General features: G+C 61.3%; 26 protein-coding genes. 13 read left to right on the forward strand and 13 right to left on the reverse strand.

Features of this window, described 5'->3' with window-relative positions; all coding sequences use genetic code 11:
- Positions 1 to 7: 7 nt before the first annotated feature.
- Both HBN98_RS07135 and HBN98_RS07140 read left to right on the forward strand, forming a co-directional pair.
- Positions 8 to 715: a CTP synthase C-terminal region-related (seleno)protein gene (locus HBN98_RS07135; protein WP_083368139.1), complete on the forward strand. Its 708-nt coding sequence runs from the start codon at positions 8 to 10 to the stop codon at positions 713 to 715.
- Entirely contained in the window at positions 712 to 1,026 is a 315-nt protein-coding gene (locus tag HBN98_RS07140) for an antibiotic biosynthesis monooxygenase family protein (protein WP_083368138.1), read from the forward strand. Before HBN98_RS07135 ends, HBN98_RS07140 begins: the two co-directional genes overlap by 4 nt.
- A gap of 116 nt (positions 1,027 to 1,142) precedes the next feature.
- Here HBN98_RS07140 and HBN98_RS07145 read toward each other — a convergent pair whose 3' ends face one another.
- Positions 1,143 to 1,469, reverse strand: a complete 327-nt coding sequence (locus HBN98_RS07145) for a DUF2025 family protein (protein WP_064588813.1) — start codon at positions 1,467 to 1,469, stop codon at positions 1,143 to 1,145.
- A 222-nt stretch (positions 1,470 to 1,691) separates the two neighbouring features.
- Between HBN98_RS07145 and HBN98_RS07150 the strand changes: the two genes are divergently transcribed.
- The 3 genes from HBN98_RS07150 to HBN98_RS07160 all read left to right on the forward strand — a co-directional run bounded on the left by HBN98_RS07150 (position 1,692) and on the right by HBN98_RS07160 (position 4,635).
- Positions 1,692 to 2,816 carry a glycerophosphodiester phosphodiesterase gene (locus tag HBN98_RS07150; RefSeq protein ID WP_083368137.1) on the forward strand — a complete coding sequence of 375 codons (1,125 nt, stop codon included), beginning with the start codon at positions 1,692 to 1,694 and terminating at the stop codon, positions 2,814 to 2,816.
- Between the two features lie 177 nt (positions 2,817 to 2,993).
- Positions 2,994 to 3,299: a PepSY domain-containing protein gene (locus tag HBN98_RS07155; RefSeq protein ID WP_064588817.1), complete on the forward strand. Its 306-nt coding sequence runs from the start codon at positions 2,994 to 2,996 to the stop codon at positions 3,297 to 3,299.
- A 160-nt stretch (positions 3,300 to 3,459) separates the two neighbouring features.
- Positions 3,460 to 4,635 carry a GAF domain-containing sensor histidine kinase gene (locus HBN98_RS07160; RefSeq protein ID WP_083368136.1) on the forward strand — a complete coding sequence of 392 codons (1,176 nt, stop codon included), beginning with the start codon at positions 3,460 to 3,462 and terminating at the stop codon, positions 4,633 to 4,635.
- A gap of 123 nt (positions 4,636 to 4,758) precedes the next feature.
- On the opposite strand, the gene HBN98_RS07165 is transcribed toward HBN98_RS07160, so the two are convergent.
- Together HBN98_RS07165 and HBN98_RS07170 are read right to left on the reverse strand one after the other, a co-directional pair.
- Positions 4,759 to 5,205, reverse strand: a complete 447-nt coding sequence (locus HBN98_RS07165; protein ID WP_083368135.1) for a hypothetical protein — start codon at positions 5,203 to 5,205, stop codon at positions 4,759 to 4,761.
- A gap of 109 nt (positions 5,206 to 5,314) precedes the next feature.
- A complete protein-coding gene (locus HBN98_RS07170) occupies positions 5,315 to 6,937 on the reverse strand; it encodes a methyl-accepting chemotaxis protein (RefSeq protein WP_083368134.1) in 1,623 nt (540 codons plus the stop codon).
- A 275-nt stretch (positions 6,938 to 7,212) separates the two neighbouring features.
- Between HBN98_RS07170 and HBN98_RS07175 the strand changes: the two genes are divergently transcribed.
- Together HBN98_RS07175 and HBN98_RS07180 are read left to right on the forward strand one after the other, a co-directional pair.
- Entirely contained in the window at positions 7,213 to 8,235 is a 1,023-nt protein-coding gene (locus tag HBN98_RS07175) for a transporter (RefSeq protein ID WP_064588823.1), read from the forward strand.
- A gap of 303 nt (positions 8,236 to 8,538) precedes the next feature.
- Positions 8,539 to 10,152 carry an inorganic phosphate transporter gene (locus HBN98_RS07180; RefSeq protein ID WP_083368133.1) on the forward strand — a complete coding sequence of 538 codons (1,614 nt, stop codon included), beginning with the start codon at positions 8,539 to 8,541 and terminating at the stop codon, positions 10,150 to 10,152.
- 116 nt (positions 10,153 to 10,268) lie between these two features.
- On the opposite strand, the gene HBN98_RS07185 is transcribed toward HBN98_RS07180, so the two are convergent.
- Complete coding sequence (locus tag HBN98_RS07185; protein ID WP_083368132.1) at positions 10,269 to 11,165, reverse strand: LysR family transcriptional regulator; 897 nt, start codon at positions 11,163 to 11,165, stop codon at positions 10,269 to 10,271.
- A 120-nt stretch (positions 11,166 to 11,285) separates the two neighbouring features.
- On the opposite strand from HBN98_RS07185, the gene HBN98_RS07190 reads away from it, so the two are divergent.
- On the forward strand, positions 11,286 to 12,041 hold the full coding sequence (locus HBN98_RS07190) for an SDR family NAD(P)-dependent oxidoreductase (protein ID WP_083368131.1): 756 nt from the start codon (positions 11,286 to 11,288) through the stop codon (positions 12,039 to 12,041).
- A 170-nt stretch (positions 12,042 to 12,211) separates the two neighbouring features.
- Here HBN98_RS07190 and HBN98_RS07195 read toward each other — a convergent pair whose 3' ends face one another.
- Complete coding sequence (locus tag HBN98_RS07195; protein ID WP_083368130.1) at positions 12,212 to 12,649, reverse strand: multidrug/biocide efflux PACE transporter; 438 nt, start codon at positions 12,647 to 12,649, stop codon at positions 12,212 to 12,214.
- 89 nt (positions 12,650 to 12,738) lie between these two features.
- Between HBN98_RS07195 and HBN98_RS07200 the strand changes: the two genes are divergently transcribed.
- Positions 12,739 to 13,593: a LysR family transcriptional regulator gene (locus HBN98_RS07200; RefSeq protein ID WP_064588833.1), complete on the forward strand. Its 855-nt coding sequence runs from the start codon at positions 12,739 to 12,741 to the stop codon at positions 13,591 to 13,593.
- 153 nt (positions 13,594 to 13,746) lie between these two features.
- On the opposite strand, the gene HBN98_RS07205 is transcribed toward HBN98_RS07200, so the two are convergent.
- From HBN98_RS07205 to HBN98_RS07215, 3 genes are read right to left on the reverse strand one after another with little or no spacing between them, the layout of a single operon-like run.
- Positions 13,747 to 14,976 carry an RNA polymerase sigma factor gene (locus tag HBN98_RS07205; RefSeq protein ID WP_083368129.1) on the reverse strand — a complete coding sequence of 410 codons (1,230 nt, stop codon included), beginning with the start codon at positions 14,974 to 14,976 and terminating at the stop codon, positions 13,747 to 13,749.
- The gene (locus tag HBN98_RS07210; protein ID WP_064588836.1) at positions 14,969 to 15,313 is read right to left on the reverse strand and encodes a YciI family protein; all 345 of its coding nucleotides are present in this window, start codon (positions 15,311 to 15,313) and stop codon (positions 14,969 to 14,971) included. The genes HBN98_RS07205 and HBN98_RS07210 overlap by 8 nt, the downstream gene beginning before the upstream one ends.
- Positions 15,314 to 15,353: 40 nt before the next feature.
- Complete coding sequence (locus HBN98_RS07215; protein ID WP_083368128.1) at positions 15,354 to 15,779, reverse strand: YybH family protein; 426 nt, start codon at positions 15,777 to 15,779, stop codon at positions 15,354 to 15,356.
- Between the two features lie 141 nt (positions 15,780 to 15,920).
- On the opposite strand from HBN98_RS07215, the gene HBN98_RS07220 reads away from it, so the two are divergent.
- On the forward strand, positions 15,921 to 16,406 hold the full coding sequence (locus HBN98_RS07220; RefSeq protein ID WP_064588840.1) for a GNAT family N-acetyltransferase: 486 nt from the start codon (positions 15,921 to 15,923) through the stop codon (positions 16,404 to 16,406).
- Between the two features lie 19 nt (positions 16,407 to 16,425).
- On the forward strand, positions 16,426 to 17,031 hold the full coding sequence (locus tag HBN98_RS07225; RefSeq protein WP_083368127.1) for a pyridoxamine 5'-phosphate oxidase family protein: 606 nt from the start codon (positions 16,426 to 16,428) through the stop codon (positions 17,029 to 17,031).
- Positions 17,032 to 17,152: 121 nt separating this feature from the next.
- On the opposite strand, the gene HBN98_RS07230 is transcribed toward HBN98_RS07225, so the two are convergent.
- The 3 genes from HBN98_RS07230 to HBN98_RS07240 form a co-directional block, all read right to left on the reverse strand.
- Positions 17,153 to 17,641 carry a GNAT family N-acetyltransferase gene (locus HBN98_RS07230; RefSeq protein WP_064588844.1) on the reverse strand — a complete coding sequence of 163 codons (489 nt, stop codon included), beginning with the start codon at positions 17,639 to 17,641 and terminating at the stop codon, positions 17,153 to 17,155.
- A 324-nt stretch (positions 17,642 to 17,965) separates the two neighbouring features.
- Entirely contained in the window at positions 17,966 to 18,460 is a 495-nt protein-coding gene (locus HBN98_RS07235) for a GyrI-like domain-containing protein (RefSeq protein WP_064588846.1), read from the reverse strand.
- A 68-nt stretch (positions 18,461 to 18,528) separates the two neighbouring features.
- Positions 18,529 to 19,191 (reverse strand): LysE family translocator, encoded by a 663-nt coding sequence (locus HBN98_RS07240; RefSeq protein WP_083368126.1) that lies wholly within the window; start codon positions 19,189 to 19,191, stop codon positions 18,529 to 18,531.
- A 139-nt stretch (positions 19,192 to 19,330) separates the two neighbouring features.
- On the opposite strand from HBN98_RS07240, the gene alaC reads away from it, so the two are divergent.
- Entirely contained in the window at positions 19,331 to 20,548 is a 1,218-nt protein-coding gene (gene alaC, locus HBN98_RS07245; protein ID WP_064588850.1) for an alanine transaminase, read from the forward strand.
- 224 nt (positions 20,549 to 20,772) lie between these two features.
- On the opposite strand, the gene HBN98_RS07250 is transcribed toward alaC, so the two are convergent.
- Together HBN98_RS07250 and HBN98_RS07255 are read right to left on the reverse strand one after the other, a co-directional pair.
- Complete coding sequence (locus tag HBN98_RS07250; RefSeq protein WP_064588852.1) at positions 20,773 to 22,125, reverse strand: GntP family permease; 1,353 nt, start codon at positions 22,123 to 22,125, stop codon at positions 20,773 to 20,775.
- A gap of 82 nt (positions 22,126 to 22,207) precedes the next feature.
- On the reverse strand, positions 22,208 to 22,741 hold the full coding sequence (locus HBN98_RS07255) for a gluconokinase (RefSeq protein WP_083368125.1): 534 nt from the start codon (positions 22,739 to 22,741) through the stop codon (positions 22,208 to 22,210).
- Between the two features lie 216 nt (positions 22,742 to 22,957).
- Here HBN98_RS07255 and gntR point away from each other — a divergent pair, with 216 nt between their 5' ends.
- Positions 22,958 to 23,989: an HTH-type transcriptional regulator GntR gene (gene gntR / locus HBN98_RS07260; protein ID WP_083368124.1), complete on the forward strand. Its 1,032-nt coding sequence runs from the start codon at positions 22,958 to 22,960 to the stop codon at positions 23,987 to 23,989.
- Positions 23,990 to 24,120 lie beyond the last annotated feature (131 nt).

Below are 24,120 nucleotides of genomic sequence, written 5' to 3' on the forward strand. Positions count from 1 at the left end.
ACCCCCCATGGAAAACAGCGCCATCCGTATCGCCCTGATTGGCGATTACGACCCGCAAGTCACCGCTCACCAAGCCATTCCTGTCGCCCTCGGTCTGGTTGCCGAACACCTCAACCGGGACGTGCAATTCCAATGGCTGCCCACCGATCAGATTCACGCCGACACCCCACTCAGCGAGTTCGACGGTTTCTGGTGCGTACCCGCCAGTCCTTATAAAAGCGAAGACGGCGCACTGCGAGCAATCCGTTTTGCCCGCGAACAACAGCGCCCTTTCCTCGGCACTTGCGGTGGTTTTCAGCATGCGGTGCTGGAATTTTCCCGCAACGTGCTGGGCTGGGCCGATGCTGAGCACGGCGAGACGTCGCCGGATTCGCCGCGAGCGGTGCTTACGCCGCTGACCTGTTCATTGGTGGAAGCCGTCGACAGCATTCATCTGGTCGCCGGCTCGTTGATCGCCAAGGCGTACGAAACGTCCGAAATTCGTGAAGGCTATCGCTGCCGTTTCGGTGTCAATCCGCAGTTCGAACGGGCATTGCTGGGCCATCAGCTCCATGCCGTGGGTCATGATTCGGCGGGTGATTTGCGGGCGATCGAGTTGAACAACCACGTGTTTTTTGTCGCAACGCTGTTTCAACCAGAACGTGCGGCACTCAAGGGTCAGGTGGCGCCGCTGGTGCGGGCGTTCGTTGAAGCATGCGCGGAGCAAACCCCATGACGCCGAACGGGACCTGCTTCGCGGTGATTTTCACCTCGACCCGCACCGAGGGTGACAACGGTTACGCGGCGGCCTCCGAACGGATGATGGAGCTGGTGGTGCAGCAGCCGGGGTTTCTCGGCGTGGATTCGATTCGCGGGGAAGACGGGGTCGGGATCACAATTTCCTACTGGGAGAGCGAGGCGGCGATTCTGGCCTGGCGCGAGCATCCCGAGCACCGGGTGATTCAGGCGCGTGGGCGGACGCAGTGGTATTCGACATTTCAGACGCGGGTGTGTCGGGTGGAGCGGGAGTATCGGTTTGGGCAGTGACCCCTGCGGCACATGAACTGCCCCTTTCGCGAGCAGGCTCGCTCCCACAGGGAGAATGCGATCAACTGTGGGAGCGAGCCTGCTCGCGAAGAGGCCGGCACAGCCACTACAAAACCTCAGCCCTTCACCAGACTGCGCACCGCCACAATCTCCGGCACCTCAACCTTGCTCATGTACACCCGCAACGGCTCGGTGATGTTGATCCGGTCATCGATGTTCTGATCCAGCAACAACTGAATCAGCTCGCGCTTCAAGGTCATGGTCGTCTCAGAGGCCGCCGCCCAGACAAATTCGCTGGTGGGAATGATGCCGTCATCGGCCACGTCCATGCCGAACGAATCCTCGCTGAAACGCACGATGTACTGGTTGGTCTTGCGGTTGAGGCCGACAAAGCCCTTGAGGTCGTCGGCGGCCTGGCAGATGAGTTGGGAAGTGATGCGCATGGTAAACCTCACGAAAAATCATCGATGGTTTACACGCAGGGCACAGGATACGGCGCGCCCTCTGCCGGGGCGTCTGCCACGGGCAAGCGTACTGCAAACCGTGCCACAAAAGTGCAGGAAAAATCGCTTTTAATACGTTTATGTCGGTCTGGCGATAGCACGCAATCGATTCACTTGTTAAAAGGTACGTCTTTGAAAATGCCCTGCGAAAGGAACTCGAACATGTCCGCCACTTTCACCAAAAGCGCCCTCATGCTGAGCCTGATGCTCGGTCTCGGCCAGGCCCACGCCGCCGCGACTGACGTCAACGCACTGGCCGCGGCCCATGGCATCCCGCACCCGGCGGTGATCGCCCACCGTGGCGCGTCCTTCGATGCACCGGAATCCACCGCCGCCTCCTACAAACTGGCCCGCGACCTCGGCGCCGATTACCTGGAAATGGACTTGCAGCGCAGCAAGGACGGCGTGCTGTTCGCCCTGCACGACAACAACCTGCAACGCACCACCGACGTCGCCACCAAGTTCCCGGAGCGCAAGGACAGCCCGGCCACGGCCTTCACCATGGCCGAACTGAAAACCCTCGACGCCGGCAGCTGGTACAACAAGGCTTACCCGGATCGCGCGCGCCCGACCTACGCCGGGCTGAAGATCCTGACCCTGGACGAAATCATCGACATCGCCCAAGCCAACCCGAAACACAAGCCAGGCCTGTACATCGAAACCAAGGAGCCGCAACTGTTCCCCGGGATCGAGCATGACCTGAAAGAAAAGCTGCAGGATCGCGGCTGGCTGAGCCCGGCCGGTTCGAAACTGGCGAAGAGCGAGCTGGGCGTCGGCCAAGGCAAAGGCAAGGTGATCCTGCAGACCTTCGAGAAAAACAGCCTCGTCCTGCTGCAAAAGGAAATGCCGCAAGTGCCGAAGATCCTATTGCTGTGGGTCGGCGAAGGCAGCATCGAGCCGAAATCGAAAGTGACCTTTGCCGAGTCCGGCGAGAAGGACAAGAACGTGTTCTACGGCAAACAGGAGCCGAAGTCCGAAGCCGAATTCAAGCAATGGGTTGATTTCGCCAAGGCGCAGGGCGCCATCGGTACCGGCCCTTCGGCCAAGCTGACCAAGGGCGGCGACCAGAGCTATTCGGATCTGGTGCAACCGTGGATGAACCAATACACCCACGATCAAGGCATGCTCGTGCACGTCTACACCGTCGATGAGCCGGTGGACTTCGAGAAAGTCATGGCGGCCGGTGTCGACGGCATCTTCACCAACCGCGCCAGCGAACTGTTGAAGTTCTACAAGCGCCCGGCAGCTGCCAGTGTTGATCAGGTGTTGAAGAACAACGGCTTCTGATCGCTCACCGCGGCGCCTTGATCGCGGGCAAGCCACGCTCCCACAGAATCTGTGCAGGGCGCGGCTTGCCCGCTTTGTTTTGGGGGCCGAGGGGTTTTAAGGGTGAATTAAGTTGTGGTGGTTAACCTGAGCCCACTTCAACAGAACACACACTTAAGCAAACCAAGGACCGAACCCATGAAAACTTTGACTGCCCTGTTTACCGCCGCTGCTCTGACCCTGACCGCTGGCCTGGCCCAGGCTGACGTGCGCGTCGACCAGATCCCGCAACTGGTGAAGGACGGCAAGATCAAGTCGCTGGAGTCGATGAACGCCGAAGCGCTGAAACTGCACCCGGGGGCGACCATCACCGACACCGACCTGGACAACCACTTCAACGGTTACGAATACGAAGTCGAGCTGAAGACCGCCGATGGCAAAGAGTTCGACGTGGACTTCGATGCCACCACCGGCAAGGTCCTGAGCAACAAGCAAGACACCTGATACACCGCCATCGCAAAGCCGCACGATCACCGATCCTGCGGCTTTTTTGCGTCCGTTGGCCGGCCCATCACGCGTATATCGCCTGCAGGGATGCCAAAACCACCATCAGACCGCTAGTATGACGTCCATCAGATAAACGATGCAGCCGAGAGCGATGGACATGGGGCATACAGCGGCAGCAGACATCGCGACAATCGGACGGATCAGCGCGGTTCCGGCGATTCTTCAGGTGATTCGCGAGTTGACCGGCATGCGCTTTGCCGCCGTGGCGCGGGTGACCGAGGACTCTTGGACCACCTGCGCAGTGCTCGATCAACTGGATTTCGGCCTGGAGGTCGGTGGCGAACTGGATGTCGTCACCACGCTGTGCCATGAAATCCGCCAGTCGCACCTCTCGGTGGTGATCGACAAGGCCAGCGAAGATCCGCTCTACCGCGAACATCACACCCCGCGCCTGTACAAATTCGAGAGCTACATTTCGGTCCCGGTGTTTCGCACCGACGGGCGCTTTTTCGGCACGATCTGCGCGCTCGATCCGAACCCTGCTCAGCTCAAGACCAGCACCATTCAAAGCACCATGGAATCGTTCGCGCGAATGCTCGCGCTGCAAATCGAGACCGAAGAAGACCTGCAACGCACCGAAACCGCGCTGCAGACCGAGCGCGAGAACAGCGAGCTGCGTGAACAATTCATCGCCGTGCTCGGCCACGATCTGCGCAACCCGTTGTTCGCCATCAGCGCCGGCGCCGAAATGCTCCTGCGCAAACACCCGGACCCGGCCATCGAAACGCGTGTGCGCCATATCCTCGGCAGCGCGCAACGGGCGACACGGCTGGTGGATGATGTGCTCGACTTCGCTCGCGGACGCTTGGGCAAGGGTATCCCGGTGGATATTCAGCACTGCACAGACCTGACCGAAGCGGTGCAGCAGGTGGTGACGGAGATCCGCAACGTGCATCCCGGACGTACGATCAGTGCGTCCATTGGCGACTTGCAGGGTGTGCACTGCGACCGTGGACGGATTGCCCAGCTGCTGTCGAACCTGCTGGCCAATGCCGTGACCCACGGCGACCCGGCAGGGGACATCGAGGTCATCGCGCAGGTCGAGCACGGTGCGTTGATGCTCGCGGTGAAAAATCAGGGGCACATTCCCGAGGCGGTCCTGCCGCATCTGTTCCAGCCCTACTCGCGCCCGACCGGCAGCGCACCTCAGGCCGGGCTCGGACTGGGCCTGTACATTGCCAGCCAGATCGCCCAGTCCCACGGCGGCCGCCTGCATGTGGCGTCCACTGCACAAAGCGGCACGCTGTTTACCTTCAGCCTGCCCACCACCTGAGACATAGCGCAGTTCCCTGTAGGAGTGAGCCTGCTTGCGAAAGCGGTCTGTCTGCCACATCTGAGGCGACTGACAGTGTGCCTTCGCGAGCAGGCTCGCTCCTACAGGGGAATGACCTGATGTTCAGGCCGACGTGCTGACCAGCGAGCCCGAGCTGCTCGACCCGGAATCCTGCAACGCCTGCAACAACGCCGCCGTGGCCGTCTGCAACGAAGCCGAGGTGCTGGAGATTTGCGACTCGGCGGACGCCACGTCGGCAGCCTTGGCGTCGGCGTCTTCCTGCTTGGCCTGAGCCGCCTGCAGCGCCTGTTGCTGTTCCTGCAGTTGCTTTTGCAGTTCGGCAATCTGCTTGCGCAGTTCTTTCACCGAATCCGATTCACTGCTGCTGTCGGAGCTGCTGTCGCCCGACGCTGCGGCGGCGCTGCCAGCGGCGACTTTACTGGTGTCGGCGCTGACGCCAGTGCTGCTGGTTGCAGTGGTTGAGGTGTCGTCACTCGCGTCGCTGATCTTGGTCTTGCTGGTGGCGGTGGTGACGGTCTGATTGATCGAAACAGAGGTGATGCTGACCATGGGATGGCTCCAATGCCGGTTATGGATAACCGGCCATCGGCGGCAGTTGCGGCGATTTGAGATCGACTGTGTACCGACTCGGTATCCGAATCGGTACACCCCGGCTCGATCAGGCGCTCAGGCGCGCGGTGACTTCGTTGAGCTGCCCGGACAGGCCATGCAGGTTCTGGCTCGCGCTTTCGGTGCGCTGCACGCTGTTGAGGTTGGTGCTGGCGATCGAGGTGATCTCGGTCAGGTTGCGCGAGATGTCTTCGGCCACCGAGGTCTGCTCTTCAGCGGCGGTGGCAATCTGGCGGTTCATGTCGCGAATCGCTTCCACGGCATGGGTGATGCGCTCGAGCATGGCGCCGGCCTGGGTCACTTGCTCAACGCTTTCATCGCTGCGCGCCTGACCGCTTTCGATCGCTTGCGCGGCGTCCACGGCACCGGTCTGCACGTTCTGAATGATCTGGTTGATCTCGATGATCGACTCCGCCGTGCGCTGCGCGAGGTTACGCACCTCGTCGGCCACCACGGCAAAACCGCGCCCGGCCTCACCGGCCCGCGCCGCTTCAATCGCCGCGTTGAGCGCCAGCAGGTTGGTCTGCTCGGCGATGCTACGAATCACTTCCAGCACCTTGCCGATCCGTCCGCTGTCGGCTTCCAGACGACGGATGACCGTGGCGGTGTTGGCGATTTCACCGCGCATCTGGGTGATGGTGTGGATGGTGCCCTGCATGACCTTTTCACCCTGCTGGGCGGACTGGTCGGCATCGTCGGCCGCACGCGCCGCGTCCGCCGCATGCCGGGCGACTTCCTGGGCGGTGGCGGACATTTCGTTCATCGCCGTCGCCACCTGGTCGGTGCGGTTGAACTGTTCGTTGGTGCCACCGGCCATGGTCGTGGCGATCGCGTTCAACTCACCGCTGGCATTGTCCAGATCACTGGCACTGCGTTGCAGGTGGGTGAAGGTTTCGGCGAGGAAATCACGCAGGGTATTGGCGGCCGCGGCAAGGTTGCCCAGCTCGTCCTGACGCTCGTTGGCGACGCGTTCGGCGAGGCGCCCGCGGCTCAACTGGGTGACGTAATCGATCAGCTTGCGGATCGGATCGATCAGGTTGCGGTTGACCAGCCACAGGCTCAACAGGCCGATCAAAAGACCGGAACCGAGCATCACCAGAATCCCCAGCAACACGGTGCTGTCGGCACTGGCGCTGATCTGCGCCGACTGTTCGGTGCCCTGCTTGCGCAGCTCGGCCACCAGTTCGCTCATCTGATCGCTGGTGGCGCGGTCCACGCCTTTGACGGCGCTGTCGCCAGCCGCTGGATCGGCACCCGCCGCGACGTAGGCGTCGCGACCTTTCTGGTACGCAGCGCCGAGCTGTCGGTGCTCATCTCGCAGGCGTTCGATGCGGGATTTCAGCGCCGGCTCCAGGCCTTTCTGGCCGGCCAGTTCGCCGAGAATATTCTGTACATCGCGCTGACGGTCTTCGAACTGGCTCCAGTACTTGGCCAGGTCCGCCGGTTGCTTGCCGCGCAGCAGGACGTTTTTCCATTCCTGCACCTGCACCTTGAATTGCAGGTTGGCCTCGTCGATCAGTTGCGAGGTGTGCAACGGGCCGGCGATCAACTGGCTGTAGTTCTGCACGCCGTTGGACAGGAAATGAAAGCAGGCCAGCGCGATCAACAGCATCGCCAGCAGGCTGCCGCTCAGCAGGGCGAGAATTTGCGCTCTCAGGGATTTTTGCAGCATCGCAAGATACTCAGGACAGGGATGAGGCACGCCCGATAAGGCGTGGGATTTTGCCGGACATCCGTGTCGGCGAGCCTTGGCTCATGGCCAAGCGCGCGCAACGTAACCTAAGCGTGATCGGCGTACCAGAGCGCTTCTTGAAGAAAATCCGACCGCCGGTAAGTCGCTGATTTGACGTCATTTTGCTGTCACGCAAACGTCATGTGACATTGCGATGATGCGGCTCAGGTGAATCTGAAACTCCGCGCCAGACGCCCTCCTCGCAGCGAGCCTCCATGAACCACAGCCTCGATATCAGTCATCGCGACCCAGACTTGTTCGGTTTGCTTTACGGCTTCCGTTTCCGCCCGGGTGAGCGTGGCCGGGAAATCGATTCGGCAACCGCCCTGCGCTGCCTGCAAGACGACAGCGACAGTGATGAATTCCTCTGGCTGCACCTGAACCTGGCGCACGCCGCGTGCGAGCGCTGGATGAAAAGCCATCTGCAATTGCCGGAAGAATTTTTCGAAGCGCTGCACGAAGGTTCGCGCTCGACGCGCATCGAACACGTCGACTCGGCCTTGCTGGCGGTGGTCAACGACGTGGTGTTCAACCTCAGCAGCATGGTCTCCTCGGACGTGTCGACGCTGTGGGTCTGCGTGCGCAGCAAACTGATCGTCAGCGCGCGCCTGCAACCGCTGCACTCGGTGGACAAACTGCGCTCGTCGGTAAAGGCCGGCGAATGCTTTCGCTCGCCGTCGGAACTGCTGGTGCACCTGCTGCGCGATCAGGGCGAAGTGCTGACGCAGATCGTGCGCAAGACCAGCATGAGCGTCGACCAGGTCGAAGATGAATTGCTCTCCTCGCGCCTGTCGACCAACCGCGCCGAACTCGGCGCCAACCGCCGGGTGCTGGTGCGCCTGCAACGGCTGTTGGCGCTGGAGCCGGGTTCGCTGCTGCGCCTGCTCAACCGTCCGCCGCCGTGGCTGCAGAAGGAGGACGTCAAGGAGCTGCGCAAGTCCACCGAGGAGTTCGCGCTGATCATCAACGACCTCACCGCCCTCGGCGAACGAATCAAACTGCTTCAGGAAGAGATCGCCGCCAACCTCAACGAACAAAGCAACCGCACGCTGTTCACTTTGACCGTGGTCACGGTGCTGGCGCTGCCGATCAACATCATCGCCGGTTTCTTCGGCATGAACGTCGGCGGCGTGCCGCTGGCGACGGATCCGGAGGGGTTCTGGATATTGGTGGCGCTGGTGGCGACGTTTACCGTGATTGCCGGGCGCTGGGCGTTTCGCAAACGCGGCGATTATTAAGAGCAAAAGATCGCAGCCTGCGGCGGGGTGACACCGTCCCCTGTGGCGAGGGAGCTTGCTCCCGCTCGGCTGCGCAGCAGTCGTAAATCAGCCAACGCGGTCTCACTGATACATTCATGTGAATGGGGTTTCGGGGGCGCTTCGCCCCCCAGCGGGAGCAAGCTCCCTCGCCACAGGGGGAATCTCTCGGCTTTAAATCAATGGTCAGACTAATACCGCAAACACTGACCTGCCGCAGTCTCTCTGTAATATTTAGCAACGATCATGACCGACACTCCTTCCCTCGCTCAGGATTGTCCGCACATGGCTACTCCCTCCCTGACCGCCCGCCAGGCGTCCGCCCCCAGTGGCAGGCCAGCCCTCGACAAGAAAACCGGCCCGTTCACCTACGTGATCTTTTTCGCGGTGCTCGCGATGGGCATGCTGTTCACTGCCTACAGCCTGATGCACGACATGCATGAGCTGGACACCACCGTCACCACCTGGACGCCGTTTCTGCTGCTCGGCGTGGCGCTGCTGATTGCGCTGGGCTTTGAGTTCGTCAACGGTTTCCACGACACCGCCAACGCGGTCGCGACGGTGATCTACACCCACTCGCTGCCGCCGAATGTGGCGGTGGTCTGGTCGGGTTTCTTCAATTTCCTCGGGGTGCTGCTGTCCAGCGGTGCGGTGGCGTTCGGCATTATCGCCTTGCTGCCGGTGGAGCTGATTCTGCAGGTCGGTTCGACCGCCGGGTTCGCGATGATCTTTGCCCTGCTGATCGCGGCGATCCTGTGGAACCTCGGCACCTGGTGGCTGGGCCTGCCGGCTTCGTCGTCGCACACCTTGATCGGTTCGATCATCGGCGTCGGCGTAGCCAATGCCTTGATGCACGGGCGCGACGGCACCAGTGGCGTGGATTGGGCGCAGGCAACCAAGATCGGTTACGCCCTGCTGCTGTCGCCGCTGGTGGGTTTTGGCTGCGCGGCGCTGTTGCTGCTGGCCATGCGCGCCTTCGTGAAAAATCGCGCGCTGTACAAGGCGCCGGAAGGCAACAACCCGCCACCGTGGTGGATTCGCGGTCTGTTGATCGCCACCTGCACCGGCGTGTCCTTCGCCCACGGCTCCAACGACGGACAGAAAGGCATGGGCCTGATCATGCTGATTCTGGTCGGCACCTTGCCCATGGCCTACGCGTTGAACCGCACCATGCCCGCCGATCAGGCGTTGCAGTTTGCCGCCGTGGCCGAGGTCACCCAGCAAGCGCTGGTGAAAAATACCCCGCTGCCGGCCCCGGCCGATCCGCGTCCCGTGCTGTCGGATTACGTGCGCAGCAAACAAGCCACGCCGCAACTGATCCCCGCCCTCGCCGCCCTCACCGGGCACATTGGCCAAGAGGTCAAGGGCTATGGCTCGCTGTCGAAAGTCCCGGCCGAAGCGATGGGCAACGTGCGTAACGACATGTACCTGGCCAGCGAAAGCATTCGCTTGATGGACAAGAACAAGGTCGGCAATTTCGACGCCGACACCACTGACAAACTGCAACTGTTCAAGCAGCAGATCGACAACGCCACGCGCTTCATTCCACTGTGGGTGAAGATCGCCGTGGCCATCGCGCTGGGGCTGGGGACCATGGTCGGCTGGAAACGAATCGTGGTGACGGTCGGCGAGAAGATCGGCAAGACCCACCTGACCTACGCCCAGGGCGCCTCGGCGGAAACCGTGGCGATGCTGACCATCGGCGCGGCGGACATGTTCGGTTTGCCGGTGTCGACCACTCACGTGTTGTCCTCGGGCGTGGCCGGGACCATGGTCGCCAATGGCGGCGGCTTGCAGATGAAGACCATCCGCAATCTGCTGATGGCGTGGGTGCTGACCTTGCCGGCGGCGATTCTGCTGTCGGGTAGCCTGTACTGGCTGTTCACCCAGATCTTCTGACCCCACAAATCCCCTGTAGGAGTTGCGGCACGCAGCGATCTTTTGATCTTGTTTTTTAAAAGCAAAATCAAAAGATCGCTGCGTGCCGCAGCTCCTACAGGGGGAAGTGGTGTTGGCTAGAGCGTCGAGCGAATCACCTCCCCCAACCACTCCATGAACACCCGTACCCGCAGCGGCAAGTGCCGTTGCCGGGCATACAGAATCGAAATCCCCATCGCTGGCGCGGTGAATTGCGGCAGCACTGTCACCAGCTCACCATTAGCCAGGTGCGGCTGCATGCCGGTGCGCGGCACCTGAATCAGACCGAAGCCCCCCAGGCACGCCGACTCGTAAGCATCGGTGCTGTTGACCGTGACGCTGCCGGCCATCGGCAGGCGCCGCACCTGTCCGTCCTGTTCATACACAAACCCTTCCGAGCGCGAGCCCAGCACGCCGACGTAATGCACAAGCCGGTGCTGCGCCAGATCCTCCAGGGTCTGCGGCACGCCATAGCGTTCAAGGTACGCGGGGCTGGCGCAGTTGATCATCGGGAAGTCACCGAGGTGCCGCGCCACCACCGACTGGTCCGGCTGCGCGCCAACGCGCACCACGCAATCGAAGCCCTCGCTGAGCAGATCGACGCGGCGGTCGGTGCTGCTGATCTCCAGCTCAAGATTCGGATGGCGCGCCATGAACTCCGGCAGCAGCGGCATGATCAGGCGCCGCGAGAGAATGTTCGGCATGTCGACGCGAATCCGCCCGGTCAGCGACGCCGGATCCTGGCGGAACAAGCCCTCGATCTCGTCCATGTGCGACAGCAGGTCCTTGCTGCGCTCGTACAGCACCAGGCCGTCCTGGGTCGCCTGCACCTTGCGCGTGGTGCGTTGCAGCAGACGCGTGCCGAGCAGGGTTTCCAGCGCCTGCACATGCTCGGACACCGTCGAGCGCGGCAGTCCCAGGCTCTCGCCGGCGAGGGTGAAACTCGACAGTTCGCTGACCCGGACGAAAGTGCGCAGCAGTTCCAGTTTGTTCATGACCTCACCCTCGATTGTTCGAACCGGCCGACCAGTGATTCCGGTTTCACTCTGTTTATCACCCCATGGCGGATAAATAAACTTGGCGCATCACCCACTCACCGCAATCGAGGACTTCACATGAGCCACAAAATCGCATTGATCACCGGCGCCAGCCGTGGCCTGGGCAAGAACGCCGCCCTGCACCTCGCCGCCGAGGGCGTGGACATCATCGGCACCTACAACAGCCGCGCCGATGAAGCGCAGGCACTGGTGGCTGAACTGGAACAACGCGGTGCCAAAGCGCTGATGCTGCAACTGGACGTGGGCCGTAGCGACAGCTTCGCCGATTTCGCCACGCGGGTTGAACAGGCACTGCAGCAACTTGAGCGTCCGCGCTTCGACTTCCTGATCAACAACGCCGGGATCGGTCTGCACGCACTGTTTGCCGAGACCACGCCAGAGCAGTTCGACCTGCTGATGAACATCCAGCTCAAAGGGCCGTTCTTCCTGACCCAGCAACTGCTGCCGCTGATCAACGATGGCGGGCGCATCATCAACATTTCCAGCGGCCTGACCCGCTTCAGCCTGCCGGGTTATGCCGCCTATGCCGCGATGAAAGGTGCAATGGAAGTGCTGACCCGGTATCAGGCCAAGGAGCTGGGCGCGCGGCAGATCGGCGTGAACATCCTCGCGCCGGGCGCCATCGAGACCGATTTTGGCGGCGGTGCGGTGCGCGACAACGCGGCACTGAACGCGATGGTCGCCAGCAACACCGCACTGGGCCGGGCCGGTCAGCCGGATGACATTGGCGGTGCACTGTCGATGTTGCTGGCGCCGGGGGCGCAGTGGATCAACGGCCAGCGGATCGAGGCGTCGGGTGGGATGTTTCTTTAAATCCCCGACTCACTAAAAACTTTCTTGGTGAGAGCCTCTGTGGCGAGGGGATTTATCCCCGATGGACTGCGCAGCAGGCCCCTCTTTTCTGGATCAAAAGAAGGGCCGCTACGCGCCCCATCGGGGATAAATCCCCTCGCCACAGGTTTTACATTCGCCACAGTTTGCACTTATCCCGCGCAGACCCGGCGGGTCACGAGGCGCTCCCGCACCACGTCATACCCCCAGTGATACACATAGGTGTACGGCAGGAAGAACAGCAGCACGCCGATGTCCAGCAAGAACGCCTGCCACAGGCTGACCGACAGCCACCAGGCAATCAGCGGCACGCCCATCACGATCAACCCGCCTTCAAACAGCAGCGCGTGGACCACCCGCGTCCAGGCGTTGTGCGCGACGTTCAGGCGCTTGAGCGTGCGATCGAAAAAGCCGTTGAACAGCACGTTCCACGCCAGCGCCAACACAGCGATCAGCACGGTCACGGCGCCCATGTCCAACAGCGGTTTGTCCATGATCCACGCCAGCAACGGGGTGCAGATCAGAATCGCCAGCAGTTCGAAACCGATGGCCTGGCAAATGCGTTCAACAATGGATTTGTTAGCCGTCATGGCCTGACTCCTTGAGTGAAGAGAGTTGCCATGATCCACCCGGATACCGATACTTCATAACCAATAACCATCGATCAAGGCGATAGTTCATGGCTTCGCAGGAAGTGCTGCTGGCGTTTGTCCAAGCGGCCACGCAAGGTTCGTTCTCGGCGGCAGCGCGCAAGTTAGGGCGTAGTCAGTCAACCATCAGCGCCGCGGTGGCGAGTCTGGAAATCGACCTGGACCTGATCCTGTTCGACCGCAGCAGCCGCAAGCCCACGCTGACCCCGGCCGGCCATGTGATGCTGCAACGGGCCGAGGCGATCCTGGCGGCCACCAACCGTCTGGAAATGACCGCCCGGCAACTGACCCAAGGCGTCGAACCGAAGCTAACCGTGGCGATTTCCGACACTTACCAGTCGGCGCGCTTCGAAGCGGCACTGGTCGACTTCGAGCAGCGTTATCCCGACCTGGAGCTGGAATGCCTGATCGCCGAGTGCGACGACCTGATCGAACTGGTTCAGCGTGGTCGTGCACATCTGGCATTTGCCGAAATGCAGGACAGCTACCCGCCGGATCTGGTGACCTCGACGGTTGCCGAGCACACCGACATCGCGTTGTTCGTCAAACGTGATCACGTGCTGGCCGGTGTCGAACGTGTCGACTCGCCAGTACTGGAGCAGCATCGCGAGTTGCGTCTGGCGACCATCGTCAATCCCTATGACAGCCGGGCGAAAGGCCGCGTGTGGTCGGCGCCGAGCTACCTGATGCTGATGGAAATGGCGGAAATGGGTTTCGGCTGGGCGGCGCTGCCGCGCTGGCTGGTCGGGCGCTTCGGGAATGGCTCGCTGGTGGAACTGACGGTGCGCGGCTGGCCGCGGCCGGTGTATGTCGATGCGTTGTGGTCGCGGATTTATCCGCCGGGGCCGGCGGGGAGCTGGCTATTGAGCAAGATGCTGGAATAGATCAAAAGATCGCAGGCTTCGGCAGCGCCTGCATAGGAATGCATTCTTCTGTAGGAGCTGCCGAAGGCTGCGATCTTTTGATCTTCAAGCCGCTTCGATCACCAGCAGCAAGCCTGATGATTTGAGGCTGGCGCTGCCAATAAAGATCGCGGATCAATCCAGTTCACTCAGCCGCCCCTGGATAAAGCGCCGCTCCGGCTCTTGCCGGGTCAACTCCAGTGCTCGAAGGTACGCCGCCCGCGCCTCCTCCGCCCTTCCCAACTGCCGACAAAACTCCGCCCGCGCCGAATGCGCCAAGTGGTAATCCTGCAACTCGCCGCGGTCCAGTATCTCCTCGATCAGCGTCAACCCGGCCAGCGCCCCATCGCGCTTGGCCACCGCCACTGCGCGGTTCAGCTCGATCACCGGCGAGGGCACGGCGCGCAACAGCACGTCATAAAGCCCGACGATCTGCTGCCAATCCGTTTGCGCCGCTGACGGTGCTTCGGCATGCACCGCGGCAATCGCCGCTTGCAGGCAGTACGGCCCGAATCGCCGCGTGGTCAGCGCTCGCTCTACCAGCGCCCCCCCTTCGGCGATCAATGCGGCATCCCAGCGCGACCGATCCTGGTCGTCCAGCAGAATCAATTCCCCGCTCGGCGAGCTCCGCGCCGACCGCCGCGACTCGTGCAACAGCATCAACGCCAGCAGGCCCATGACCTCCGGCTCCGGCAGCAGCTCCATCAGCAACCGACCCAGCCGAATCGCTTCGCGGGTCAGGTCTTCGCGCGTCAGCTCAGCGCCCATCGACGCCGAATAGCCTTCGTTGAACACCAGATAAATCACCCGCAACACGCTGTCGAGGCGCTCGGGCAATTCGCTCAGGCTGGGGACTTGATAAGGGATTTTGGCGTCACGAATCTTGGCCTTGGCGCGCACGATGCGCTGGGCAATCGCCGCCGGTGCCGAGAGAAACGCGCGGGCGATCTCCTCGGTGGTGAGGTCGCAGACTTCACGCAGGGTCAGCGGCACTTGCGCATCCGCCGCCAGCGCCGGGTGACAACAGGTGAAGATCAGCCGCAGGCGGTCGTCTTCCACATCTTCACCACTCCAGTCGGTCTGTTCCAGTTCTTCGAGCTGCGCCAGCAACAGCGGCTGCGAGGCTTTGAAGCGGGCGCGGCGGTGCAACACATCGATGGCCTTGAAACGCCCGGTGGACACCAGCCAGGCGCGCGGATTATCTGGCACGCCATCGCGCTGCCAGCGCTCGACTGCGACGAAGAACGCCTCGTGCAAGGCTTCTTCGGCGAGATCGAAATCCCCCAGCAGGCGAATCAGCGTCGCCAGAATCCGCCGCGAGTCTTCGCGATAGACCTGCTCGACCCGCGCCCGAACGTCAGACATTCAACTGCCGCACCGGGCGCACTTCGACGCAGCCGACCCGGGCCGCCGGAATGTTGCCGGCAACCTGAATGGCTTCGTTGAGATCCTTGGCATCGATCAGGTAGAAACCGGCCAGTTGCTCCTTGGTTTCGGCGAACGGGCCGTCGGTGATCGACAGCTTGCCGTTGCGCATCCGGACGGTGGTGGCGGTCTGCACCGACTCCAGCGCTTCGGCCGCGACCATCCGCCCGCTGCCCTGAATCGACTCGGCGTAGGCCCAGCATTCGGCGTCTTCCGGGCTGTCGGGCAGCGTGTGCAACAGGCGTTCATCGCTGTAGACCAGGCATAAATACTTCATGGCGTTCTCCTGAATCGAACGGATCAACTATGGCTGAAGATCAGGGGGTCACATCGAACAGGGTCGCGCCGCTCATCGGATCGAACGGTGCCGACCAGTGTTCGTGGGCGATCCGCCACGCGCCACCAACCTGCCGGTAGCACGCGGTGACGCGCATCCAGCAGCTCTGCGTCTCGCCTTTTTCGTTGGTACCGCCGCAATTGGCCACCCAATGGGCGAAGGCAATGTTGTCGGCACTCTCAATGGCGACTTCGTGAAATTCAAAGATGTGCGGGCCGGGGCACATTTGCATGCATTCCACCCAGTGCGCGCGGTAGGCCGCTTTGCCCTTGAATTGCAGGGCCTTGATCGCGTCGAACGAGACGATGTCGTCGGCGTATAGCGCCATGACTTTCTCGACGTCCTTGGTCATGACGGCCTGACGATAAGTGTCGATCAGGGTTTGAATATCAGTCTGTGCGCTCATGGTGTTCTCCGTGCTTGTTGTTGTGAAGACACCCTTAGTCGTTCGGCAAATCTGCGGATCGACAGACGAAACAAAAAATTTCCGCAGAAGACAAAGTCGCTAGAATCCGAGGCTCATCTTTGTAGGAAAAAGGAAATTCCCGTGTCAGCCCAACTCGTGCCGTACGACAGCCTGAACGCCTTGCAGCGTCAGCAAGTCGAGGCGATTGAAATCCATCCCGAGCAGATCAAGTTTTCGGGCGACATACACGGCGCGCTGCACACGCTGCTGTCCAAACCCGGCCCCGGCGTGAAGGGTTTCGCGCTGCTGGCCGATCAAGTGCCGGTGGCCTTCCTGCTGCTCAAGCGCCCGCCGGTGTTGCCGGCCTGGGCCGATGAACACAGCGCCACCCTGCACGCGTTGCAGGTCGATCACCGGGCGCAGGGCAAGGGTTACGGCAAGGCCTGCCTGCAAGCGCTGCCCGAAGTGGCGCGTGAAGCCTGGCCGGAAATCAAGGGCCTGGAGCTGTCGGTGGACGCGGATAACGACGCCGCCATCGCGCTGTACGCCAGATACGGCTTCGTCGACAGCGGCGAAGCGTACAAGGGGCGGATCGGTTACGAGCGGCGCATGGGCCTGTTTTTCTAAGTCATCAAGGGATTGCACGATGATCGATTCAATCGAAGCACTGGAAGCTATTTACGGACTGCCTCACGAACGCGCGGTACGCAAGCAGATCACTTTTCTCAACGAAGACTATCAGGCGATGGTGCGAGTCTCGCCGCTGGTGGTCGTCAGCTCGGTGGGCGCCGACGGCCTCGACAATTCGCCGCGTGGCGATGCGCCGGGGTTTGTGCGAATCATTGATCAAAACACGCTGGCCCTGCCGGACCGCCCGGGCAACAACCGCATCGATACCCTGCGCAATGTGCTGCACGATCCACGGGTGTCGCTGTTGTTCATCATTCCGGGAATTGGCGAAACGTTGCGGGTCAATGGCACCGCGCAGATCAGTGCTGAGCCTGAGCTGTTGGAAAGCTTTGCGGTGAATGGCAAACCGGCGAAAACGGTGTTGCTGGTGGCGGTGGAGGCGGCGTTTTTCCATTGTTCGAAAGCGTTTGTGCGTTCGGACGCGTGGAACCCGGAAACGCATTTACCCCGCTCTGCCCTGCCCAGTGCCGGTGCCTTTCACAAGCGCTTGAATGACGGGCAATTCGATGCCGAGACCTACGATCGCGAAGCACCGAAGCGCGTGCGCGATACCCTCTACTGACCCACCACAATCCCCTTGTAGGAGCTGCCGCAGGCTGCGATCTTTTGATTTTGATCTTCTCAACAGCAAGATCAAAAGATCGCAGCCTGCGGCAGCTCCTACAGGGGTGATTGAATGAGGTTCAGAGCGTGAGGATCATCTCGTGCCACGCCATGCCGCCGTGGTCGGACTCCGACGGTTTGATGTAGGCAAAACCGAACCCGGCGTACAGCGGGATGTGCTTCTCCTTGCACATCAGGTGAATCGTCGCTTTATCCATCCCGCGCATGCGCTCGATGAACTCGGCCATCAAACGCTTCGCCAGGCCCTGGCCCTGATAGTCCGGGTGCACCACCACCGACATGATCACCACGTTCGGCCCTTGCGGATCATGGCCGATCAGTTCCTTGAACGCCTCGTCCGACATCTGCACATCAAACGCCGCGCCCGAGTTGATGAAACCGGCGACCACGCCATCCACTTCGGCGACGATGAAGCCCTCAGGCCATGTCGCAATGCGCGTGGCGATCTTCTCGCGGGTGGCGGCTTCGTCGCCTTCGTAGGCAACGGTTTCGATGGTGTAGCAGCGATCTAGGTCGGCGGCGGTGACATTGCGGATGACGGTGTTCATGGCAGCTCGAAAATCAGCGGAGAAAAGTGCGCAAAGCATAAAGGAATAAGGTGTTCATATCGATCAGCGCAAGGGGCGTAAAGCCTGCGTATAAGCGCTGTTCTTCGTGCGGGCGGCGGGCTATTTCTGAGGGGTGTCTCTGATCACCCTTGGGGGAAACCGCTTATGAGCAGCGTTGAAATCGGCCTGTTGATGGTGTTGGGCATCAGTACGTTCGGCTTTATCACCTTGGGCATCGACCTGTTGCGGGCGCGACGGTTGGGCAAAGGCAAGCGGGGTTGAACACCGTGAGGCGGATCAGTGATCCGCCTCATGGTTGCCGGCTCAGACCTTGGTATCGACCGGCACGCAGATTTCCAGTTTGCCGGTGTGCAGCCGCGGATTGAAATCGGCGCTGTAGCGCTCCAGCTCCGGGGCATTGAGCTCGACATAGTGGGAGCTCGGCAGCCAGGTCTTGTAGATGTATTGCAGGGTCTGCGGCAATTGATCGAGCGGCCCCTCGTGCTCGAACACCGCGTACTGGCGAGGCAGCACTTCGACCCACTGATAGACCTTCTGGTCGAGATCATCGAGCTTGCTGATCTCCACCCCGGCGATGTAATCGAAGCCGCCCTGGCCGTCGAAATTGCTGCATACGCCGTAGGTCACTTCGTTTTTTTGCCCCTGTATCTTTCCAAGGTGCGGCAAGAACCGTTCCCACAGCAGGGGAATGTCCTTGGCGGTGTCCTGGGTAAATCGACCACGAAATCCTGCAATCAGCAGGAAGTGTCCATGTTCGAAGCGAGGTTCAGCCACTTCGACGCGTTTTTGCTCATCCATGACGCGACTCCTGGAACAAAAAAAGGGGTTCGGCAGGTGAGTATAGAAGCCTAACCCGATTCGCAATGTTACAACGCGTGCAACTGGTCGGCGGCCCCGGAACCGATGAACTCGTTATAACCGGATACGATCACGTAAACCGCGAAATAGCAGAAGATCGCTGCAGATGCCATGTACGAGTAACGCAGCAGCTTGTCCCCCAGTAGCTTGCCACCGTGGCTCGCGGCGAAGCACAGACCGGCCGACCACAGCAGCCCGGCGCAAAGAAAACCACCAAGGAACAGCGCCGAACTCACCGGGCCACCGCCGCCAGACCGCGCGATCAAGGTGCCACCGACGGCGGCGAACCACAGAATCGCGCTCGGCGAGGACATGGCGAGGAAGATCCCGCGAAAGAATTCCTTGCGATGCGAGTTCTGCCCCACTTCCGCCGTCGCCGCCAGTTGCGCCTCGTGGTGAATCGCCGAATAGATCATCTTTGCCGCGAAATAGATCAACAGCGCCGAACCGCCGATCCACAGCACCCAGCGCACGCTTTCGTACTGCAGCAGCACGGTCATCCCGGCCAGCGCCAGCACCGCGTAGATCAGGTCACCGACGCAGGTACCGAGGCCCAGTGCGAAGCCCTGAAAGTAACCGCGCTGCATCGCCAGGGTGATCATCGCGATGTTGGCCACGCCGATGTCCAGGCACAGCGAAAGGCTCAGCAAGAAGCCGCTGGTGAATTCCATCTACCGATTTCCTTGGGAAAAATTTGTTTACGCACAGGCTGGACAGTCTGCCATCACAGCCCTTATCTTCGCCAACAGGTCACCGCAGTGACCAGCGTCGCTCGGACGGTTCCGGGCGCTTACGTTATCCGAGGCAACAATGGCCGAACAAGGTTCGCCGCGCCGCTTTGCGCGCATAGATCGACTCCCCCCTTACGTTTTCAACATCACCGCCGAGCTGAAGATGGCCGCACGGCGTCGTGGTGAAGACATCATCGACTTGAGCATGGGCAACCCCGATGGGGCCACGCCGCCGCACATTGTCGAAAAACTCGTGCAGGTTGCGCAGCGCGAAGACACCCACGGTTACTCCACGTCCAAGGGCATTCCGCGCCTGCGCCGGGCGATTTCCAACTGGTACAAGGAACGCTACGCGGTCGATATCGACCCGGAAAGCGAAGCCATCGTCACCATCGGTTCCAAGGAAGGCCTGGCGCACTTGATGCTGGCGACCCTGGACCAGGGCGACACGGTGCTGGTGCCAAACCCGAGCTACCCGATTCACATCTACGGGGCGGTGATTGCCGGCGCCCAGGTGCGTTCGGTGCCGCTGGTGCCGGGCGTGGACTTCTTCGCCGAGCTTGAGCGTGCTATTCGCGGCTCGATCCCGAAGCCGAAAATGATGATCCTCGGCTTCCCGTCCAACCCCACCGCGCAGTGCGTGGAGCTGGATTTCTTCGAACGAGTGATCGCCCTCGCCAAGCAGTACGACGTGCTGGTGATTCATGATCTGGCGTACGCCGACATCGTCTACGACGGCTGGAAAGCCCCGTCGATCATGCAGGTGCCGGGCGCCAAGGACATCGCGGTGGAGTTTTTCACCCTGTCCAAGAGCTACAACATGGCCGGCTGGCGCATCGGTTTCATGGTCGGCAATCCGGAGCTGGTCAACGCCCTGGCGCGGATCAAGAGCTACCACGACTACGGCACCTTCACCCCGCTGCAAGTGGCGGCGATTGCCGCGCTCGAAGGCGATCAGCAATGCGTGCGCGACATCGCCGAGCAGTATCGCCAGCGCCGCAACGTGCTGGTCAAAGGCCTGCATGAGCTGGGCTGGATGGTCGAGAATCCGAAGGCTTCGATGTATGTCTGGGCGAAGATTCCCGAGGCGTACGCGCACCTCGGCTCGCTGGAATTCGCCAAGAAGCTGCTGGCCGAGGCCAAGGTCTGCGTCTCGCCGGGGGTTGGTTTTGGTGAGTACGGTGACGACCATGTGCGCTTTGCGCTGATCGAGAACCAGGACCGGATCCGTCAGGCCGTGCGCGGGATTCGCGGGATGTTCCGGGCGGATGGCCTGGCCCCGAAAACCACCGGCTAACGCAATTTCTGCGCAAGGACACTTATGTGGCGAGGGAGCTTGCTCCCGCTGGACTGCGCAGCAGGCCCCAATCCTGCAATCACGGTCTGTCTGACTCACTGATACGACTGCTGCGCAGCCGAGCGGGAGCAAGCTCCCTCGCCACAAAAAAGCGCATTACCGCAAAAGGCTTACCCACAAAAAAACCGCATCGCTGCGGTTTTTTTGTGCCTGCAAGAAGCTGCTTAAACGAACAGCGACAACAACAGGATAAAGCCCAACGCAACCACCGACAGGATGGTTTCCATCGCCGTCCAGGTCTTGAAGGTCTCGGCCACGGTCATGTTGAAATACTGCTTCACCAGCCAGAAACCGGCGTCGTTCACATGGGACAGGATCAACGAACCGGCACCGGTGGCCAGCACCAGCAGCTCACGGTTGACGCCCGGGATCATCCCGACCACCGGCACCACGATGCCCGCGCCAGTAATGGTTGCCACCGTCGCCGAACCGGTGGCGATACGGATCACCGCCGCCACCAGCCACGCCAGCAGGATCGGCGAGATCTGCGCGCTGACCGCCATGTGGCCGATCACGTCGCCCACGCCGCTGGTCACCAGCATCTGCTTGAAGCCACCGCCGGCGCCGATGATCAGGATGATCGCGGCGGTCGGCGCCAGGCTTGCGTCCAGCCACTTGAGCATCTGCTGCGAACCGATGCCCTGCTTGTGACCGAAGGTGTACAGCGACAGCAGCAAGGCCAGCAACAATGCCGAGATCGGGTGACCGATCATGTCCATCCACGTGCGGAAGAAATGACCGTCCGGCAGCGCCACGTCAGCGAAGGTTTTCAGCAGCATCAGGAACACCGGCAGCAGCACGGTGATCAGGGTGATGCTGAAGCTCGGCAGGTTCTGCGAGTCGGTTTCACGGGCCAGTTGATCGACCAGTTCCTGATTCGGGTGACCCGGAATGTGCTTGGCGATGAAGGTACCGAAGATCGGACCGGCAATAATCGCGGTCGGCAGTGCAACGATCAGACCGTAGAGAATGGTCTTGCCGATGTCGGCACCGAACACACCGATCGCCAGCAACGGGCCCGGGTGCGGCGGCACCAGACCGTGTACCGCGGACAGGCCGGCGAGCAGCGGGATACCGATCTTGATGATCGACACGCCGGTACGCCGGGCGACGATGAACACCAGCGGAATCAGCAGCACGAAGCCGATTTCGAAGAACAGCGGAATGCCCACCAGGAACGCGGCGAACATCATCGCCCACTGCACCTTGTCCTTGCCGAAGGCGCGGATCAGGGTCTGGGCGATCTGATCGGCACCACCGGACTCGGCCATCATTTTGCCGAGCATGGTGCCCAGCGCGAGGATGATTCCGACGAAACCGAGCACGCCACCGAAGCCGTCCTGGAACGCCTTGATGATGGTGCCGATCGGCATGCCGGACGTCAGGCCGAGGAACGCGGCCGCAATGGTCAGGGAGATAAAGGGGTGAATCTTGAATTTGGTGATCAGGATAATCAGGCCGATTACCGTGACCACTGCATCGAGCAGCAGGTAGGCGTCGTGGGACATGCCAAACATTGGGGGTGTCTCCTGGCTTGTTGTTGTTATTAAAGCGGGTTAAACAGAATTCGTGAGGACAGCGCTAGCTCTTTCAACACACTCATACCGCCTGTTTCAGACCGTGGGCCTGCCACCAGACGTGAGCCTGGGACGCCAGTTCTTCAACGCTGTGGATCGAAGCATTCAGGGCCAGGGTCAACGGCTCGCCGACCGGCGATTCGAGGGTGGCGAACTGGCTTTCGATCAACGTCGCCGGCATGAAGTGGCCCGGGCGGTGGGACACGCGGTCGGCGGCCACTTCAGGGGTCAGCTCAAGGAACACGAAGCCCAGGCCCGGCAAGGCACTGCGCAGCACTTCGCGATAACTGTGTTTGAGGGCCGAGCAGGTCAGCACCGGTCGTTCGCCCAGTGCATCGACACGACGCAATTCGACGCACAGGCTGTCGAGCCAGCCGGCACGGTCTTCGTCGTTCAGGGGGATCCCCGCGCTCATCTTTTCGATGTTGGCGGCCGGATGAAAAGTATCGCCTTCAATGGCAGTGGCGCCGCTCAATCGGCACAGGGCCTCGCTGACGCACGTCTTGCCGCAACCGGCAACGCCCATGATGACCAGGGCGGTGATGGGATGACTCATATAACACCTCAGCGCGCAGACAGCGCTACCTTTGCTAGCTATGACTCTAGTGCACAGGCAGAAGTTGCCGACGCCTTCTTGTCGTTTTTTTGGGTTGCAGCAGGTTTGCGCCCAACGCCAAAAAGCGAGGATCAGGCAGGACCTCGCTTACGCATTTGCAGCTGCATCAGGACAGCGCTACCTTAGTGCCTTGATTTTTGTTTGGCAAGCCGCCCGATGACCACCCCTAAAAACGATAAAAACACTCGCACCACCGGCCGTCCCACCCTTAATGAAGTTGCCCGCCTCGCTGGCGTGAGCCCGATTACCGCGTCCCGCGCCTTGCGCGGGGTCAGCACCGTGGCCACCGAACTGGTGGAAAAAGTCCGCAAAGCCGCGCTCGAACTCAACTACGTGGTCAACCCTGCCGCCCGCGCTTTGGCCTCGGCGCAGAGCCATTCGGTGGTGGTCCTGGTGCCTTCGCTATCCAACTTGCTGTTCATCGATACGCTGGAAGCCATCCATCGGGTCTTGACGCCCAAGGGCTTCGAAGTGCTGATCGGCAACTTCCACTACTCACGCGACGAAGAAGAAAACCTGCTGCGCAACTACATGGCCTATCAGCCCCGTGGTTTTCTGCTGACCGGGTTTGATCGCACGGAAAGTTCGCGGCGGATGATCGAGGCCAGCAACATTCCCTGCGTTTACATGATGGAACTGGACAGCGCCGCCGGAGTGAACTGCGTGGGGTTCTCCCAACTCAGCGCCGGCGAAACAGCGGCCGAGCATTTGCTCTCTCGTGGGCGCAAGCGCCTGGCCTACATCGGCGCGCAACTCGATCAGCGCACCTTGTTGCGCGGCGAAGGTTTCCGCAAAGCCCTGCAGAAGGCCGGTCGTTATGACCCGGGCCTGGAAGTGTTGACCCCGCGTGCGTCATCGGTAGGCCTGGGCGGCGAGTTGTTCCTGCAACTGCTGGCGGCACATCCGGACGTTGATGCGATCTTCTTCGGTAACGACGACCTGGCGCAGGGTGCCCTGCTTGAAGCGCTGCGCAACGGCATCAGGATTCCCGAGCAGGTGGCGATCCTCGGCTTCAACGACTTGCCGATGTCCGAACACATGGTGCCGCGCCTGAGCAGCATCAATACCCCACGCGAGGCGATCGGCCGGCGCGCGGCGGAACAGATGTTGACGTTGATGGCGGGTAACAGCGTGGCGCGGCCGGTGGAAGACATGGGTTTCGAACTGAAGATTCGCGAGAGTACCTGATCCTTCCCAAATGCTGAGTTGAAACACACCCCCTGTAGGAGTGAGCCTGCTCGCGATAGCGGTGTGTCATTCAACACCTGCATCGCCTGACACAACGCTATCGCGAGCAGGCTCACTCCTACAGGGGGTTT

Origin of the sequence: Pseudomonas koreensis (assembly GCF_012986595.1) — a bacterium.
Lineage (GTDB): Bacteria > Pseudomonadota > Gammaproteobacteria > Pseudomonadales > Pseudomonadaceae > Aquipseudomonas > Aquipseudomonas koreensis.

What these genes read in the sequence shown, in the direction of transcription:
- HBN98_RS07135 (WP_083368139.1), top strand. Translation starts at nt 8, where the DNA reads ATGGAAAACAGCGCCATCCGTATCGCCCTGATTGGCGATTACGACCCG.
- HBN98_RS07140 (WP_083368138.1), top strand. Translation starts at nt 712, where the DNA reads ATGACGCCGAACGGGACCTGCTTCGCGGTGATTTTCACCTCGACCCGC.
- HBN98_RS07145 (WP_064588813.1), bottom strand. Translation starts at nt 1,469, where the DNA reads ATGCGCATCACTTCCCAACTCATCTGCCAGGCCGCCGACGACCTCAAG.
- HBN98_RS07150 (WP_083368137.1), top strand. Translation starts at nt 1,692, where the DNA reads ATGTCCGCCACTTTCACCAAAAGCGCCCTCATGCTGAGCCTGATGCTC.
- HBN98_RS07155 (WP_064588817.1), top strand. Translation starts at nt 2,994, where the DNA reads ATGAAAACTTTGACTGCCCTGTTTACCGCCGCTGCTCTGACCCTGACC.
- HBN98_RS07160 (WP_083368136.1), top strand. Translation starts at nt 3,460, where the DNA reads ATGGGGCATACAGCGGCAGCAGACATCGCGACAATCGGACGGATCAGC.
- HBN98_RS07165 (WP_083368135.1), bottom strand. Translation starts at nt 5,205, where the DNA reads ATGGTCAGCATCACCTCTGTTTCGATCAATCAGACCGTCACCACCGCC.
- HBN98_RS07170 (WP_083368134.1), bottom strand. Translation starts at nt 6,937, where the DNA reads ATGCTGCAAAAATCCCTGAGAGCGCAAATTCTCGCCCTGCTGAGCGGC.
- HBN98_RS07175 (WP_064588823.1), top strand. Translation starts at nt 7,213, where the DNA reads ATGAACCACAGCCTCGATATCAGTCATCGCGACCCAGACTTGTTCGGT.
- HBN98_RS07180 (WP_083368133.1), top strand. Translation starts at nt 8,539, where the DNA reads ATGGCTACTCCCTCCCTGACCGCCCGCCAGGCGTCCGCCCCCAGTGGC.
- HBN98_RS07185 (WP_083368132.1), bottom strand. Translation starts at nt 11,165, where the DNA reads ATGAACAAACTGGAACTGCTGCGCACTTTCGTCCGGGTCAGCGAACTG.
- HBN98_RS07190 (WP_083368131.1), top strand. Translation starts at nt 11,286, where the DNA reads ATGAGCCACAAAATCGCATTGATCACCGGCGCCAGCCGTGGCCTGGGC.
- HBN98_RS07195 (WP_083368130.1), bottom strand. Translation starts at nt 12,649, where the DNA reads ATGACGGCTAACAAATCCATTGTTGAACGCATTTGCCAGGCCATCGGT.
- HBN98_RS07200 (WP_064588833.1), top strand. Translation starts at nt 12,739, where the DNA reads ATGGCTTCGCAGGAAGTGCTGCTGGCGTTTGTCCAAGCGGCCACGCAA.
- HBN98_RS07205 (WP_083368129.1), bottom strand. Translation starts at nt 14,976, where the DNA reads ATGTCTGACGTTCGGGCGCGGGTCGAGCAGGTCTATCGCGAAGACTCG.
- HBN98_RS07210 (WP_064588836.1), bottom strand. Translation starts at nt 15,313, where the DNA reads ATGAAGTATTTATGCCTGGTCTACAGCGATGAACGCCTGTTGCACACG.
- HBN98_RS07215 (WP_083368128.1), bottom strand. Translation starts at nt 15,779, where the DNA reads ATGAGCGCACAGACTGATATTCAAACCCTGATCGACACTTATCGTCAG.
- HBN98_RS07225 (WP_083368127.1), top strand. Translation starts at nt 16,426, where the DNA reads ATGATCGATTCAATCGAAGCACTGGAAGCTATTTACGGACTGCCTCAC.
- HBN98_RS07230 (WP_064588844.1), bottom strand. Translation starts at nt 17,641, where the DNA reads ATGAACACCGTCATCCGCAATGTCACCGCCGCCGACCTAGATCGCTGC.
- HBN98_RS07235 (WP_064588846.1), bottom strand. Translation starts at nt 18,460, where the DNA reads ATGGATGAGCAAAAACGCGTCGAAGTGGCTGAACCTCGCTTCGAACAT.
- HBN98_RS07240 (WP_083368126.1), bottom strand. Translation starts at nt 19,191, where the DNA reads ATGGAATTCACCAGCGGCTTCTTGCTGAGCCTTTCGCTGTGCCTGGAC.
- alaC (WP_064588850.1), top strand. Translation starts at nt 19,331, where the DNA reads ATGGCCGAACAAGGTTCGCCGCGCCGCTTTGCGCGCATAGATCGACTC.
- HBN98_RS07250 (WP_064588852.1), bottom strand. Translation starts at nt 22,125, where the DNA reads ATGTTTGGCATGTCCCACGACGCCTACCTGCTGCTCGATGCAGTGGTC.
- HBN98_RS07255 (WP_083368125.1), bottom strand. Translation starts at nt 22,741, where the DNA reads ATGAGTCATCCCATCACCGCCCTGGTCATCATGGGCGTTGCCGGTTGC.
- gntR (WP_083368124.1), top strand. Translation starts at nt 22,958, where the DNA reads ATGACCACCCCTAAAAACGATAAAAACACTCGCACCACCGGCCGTCCC.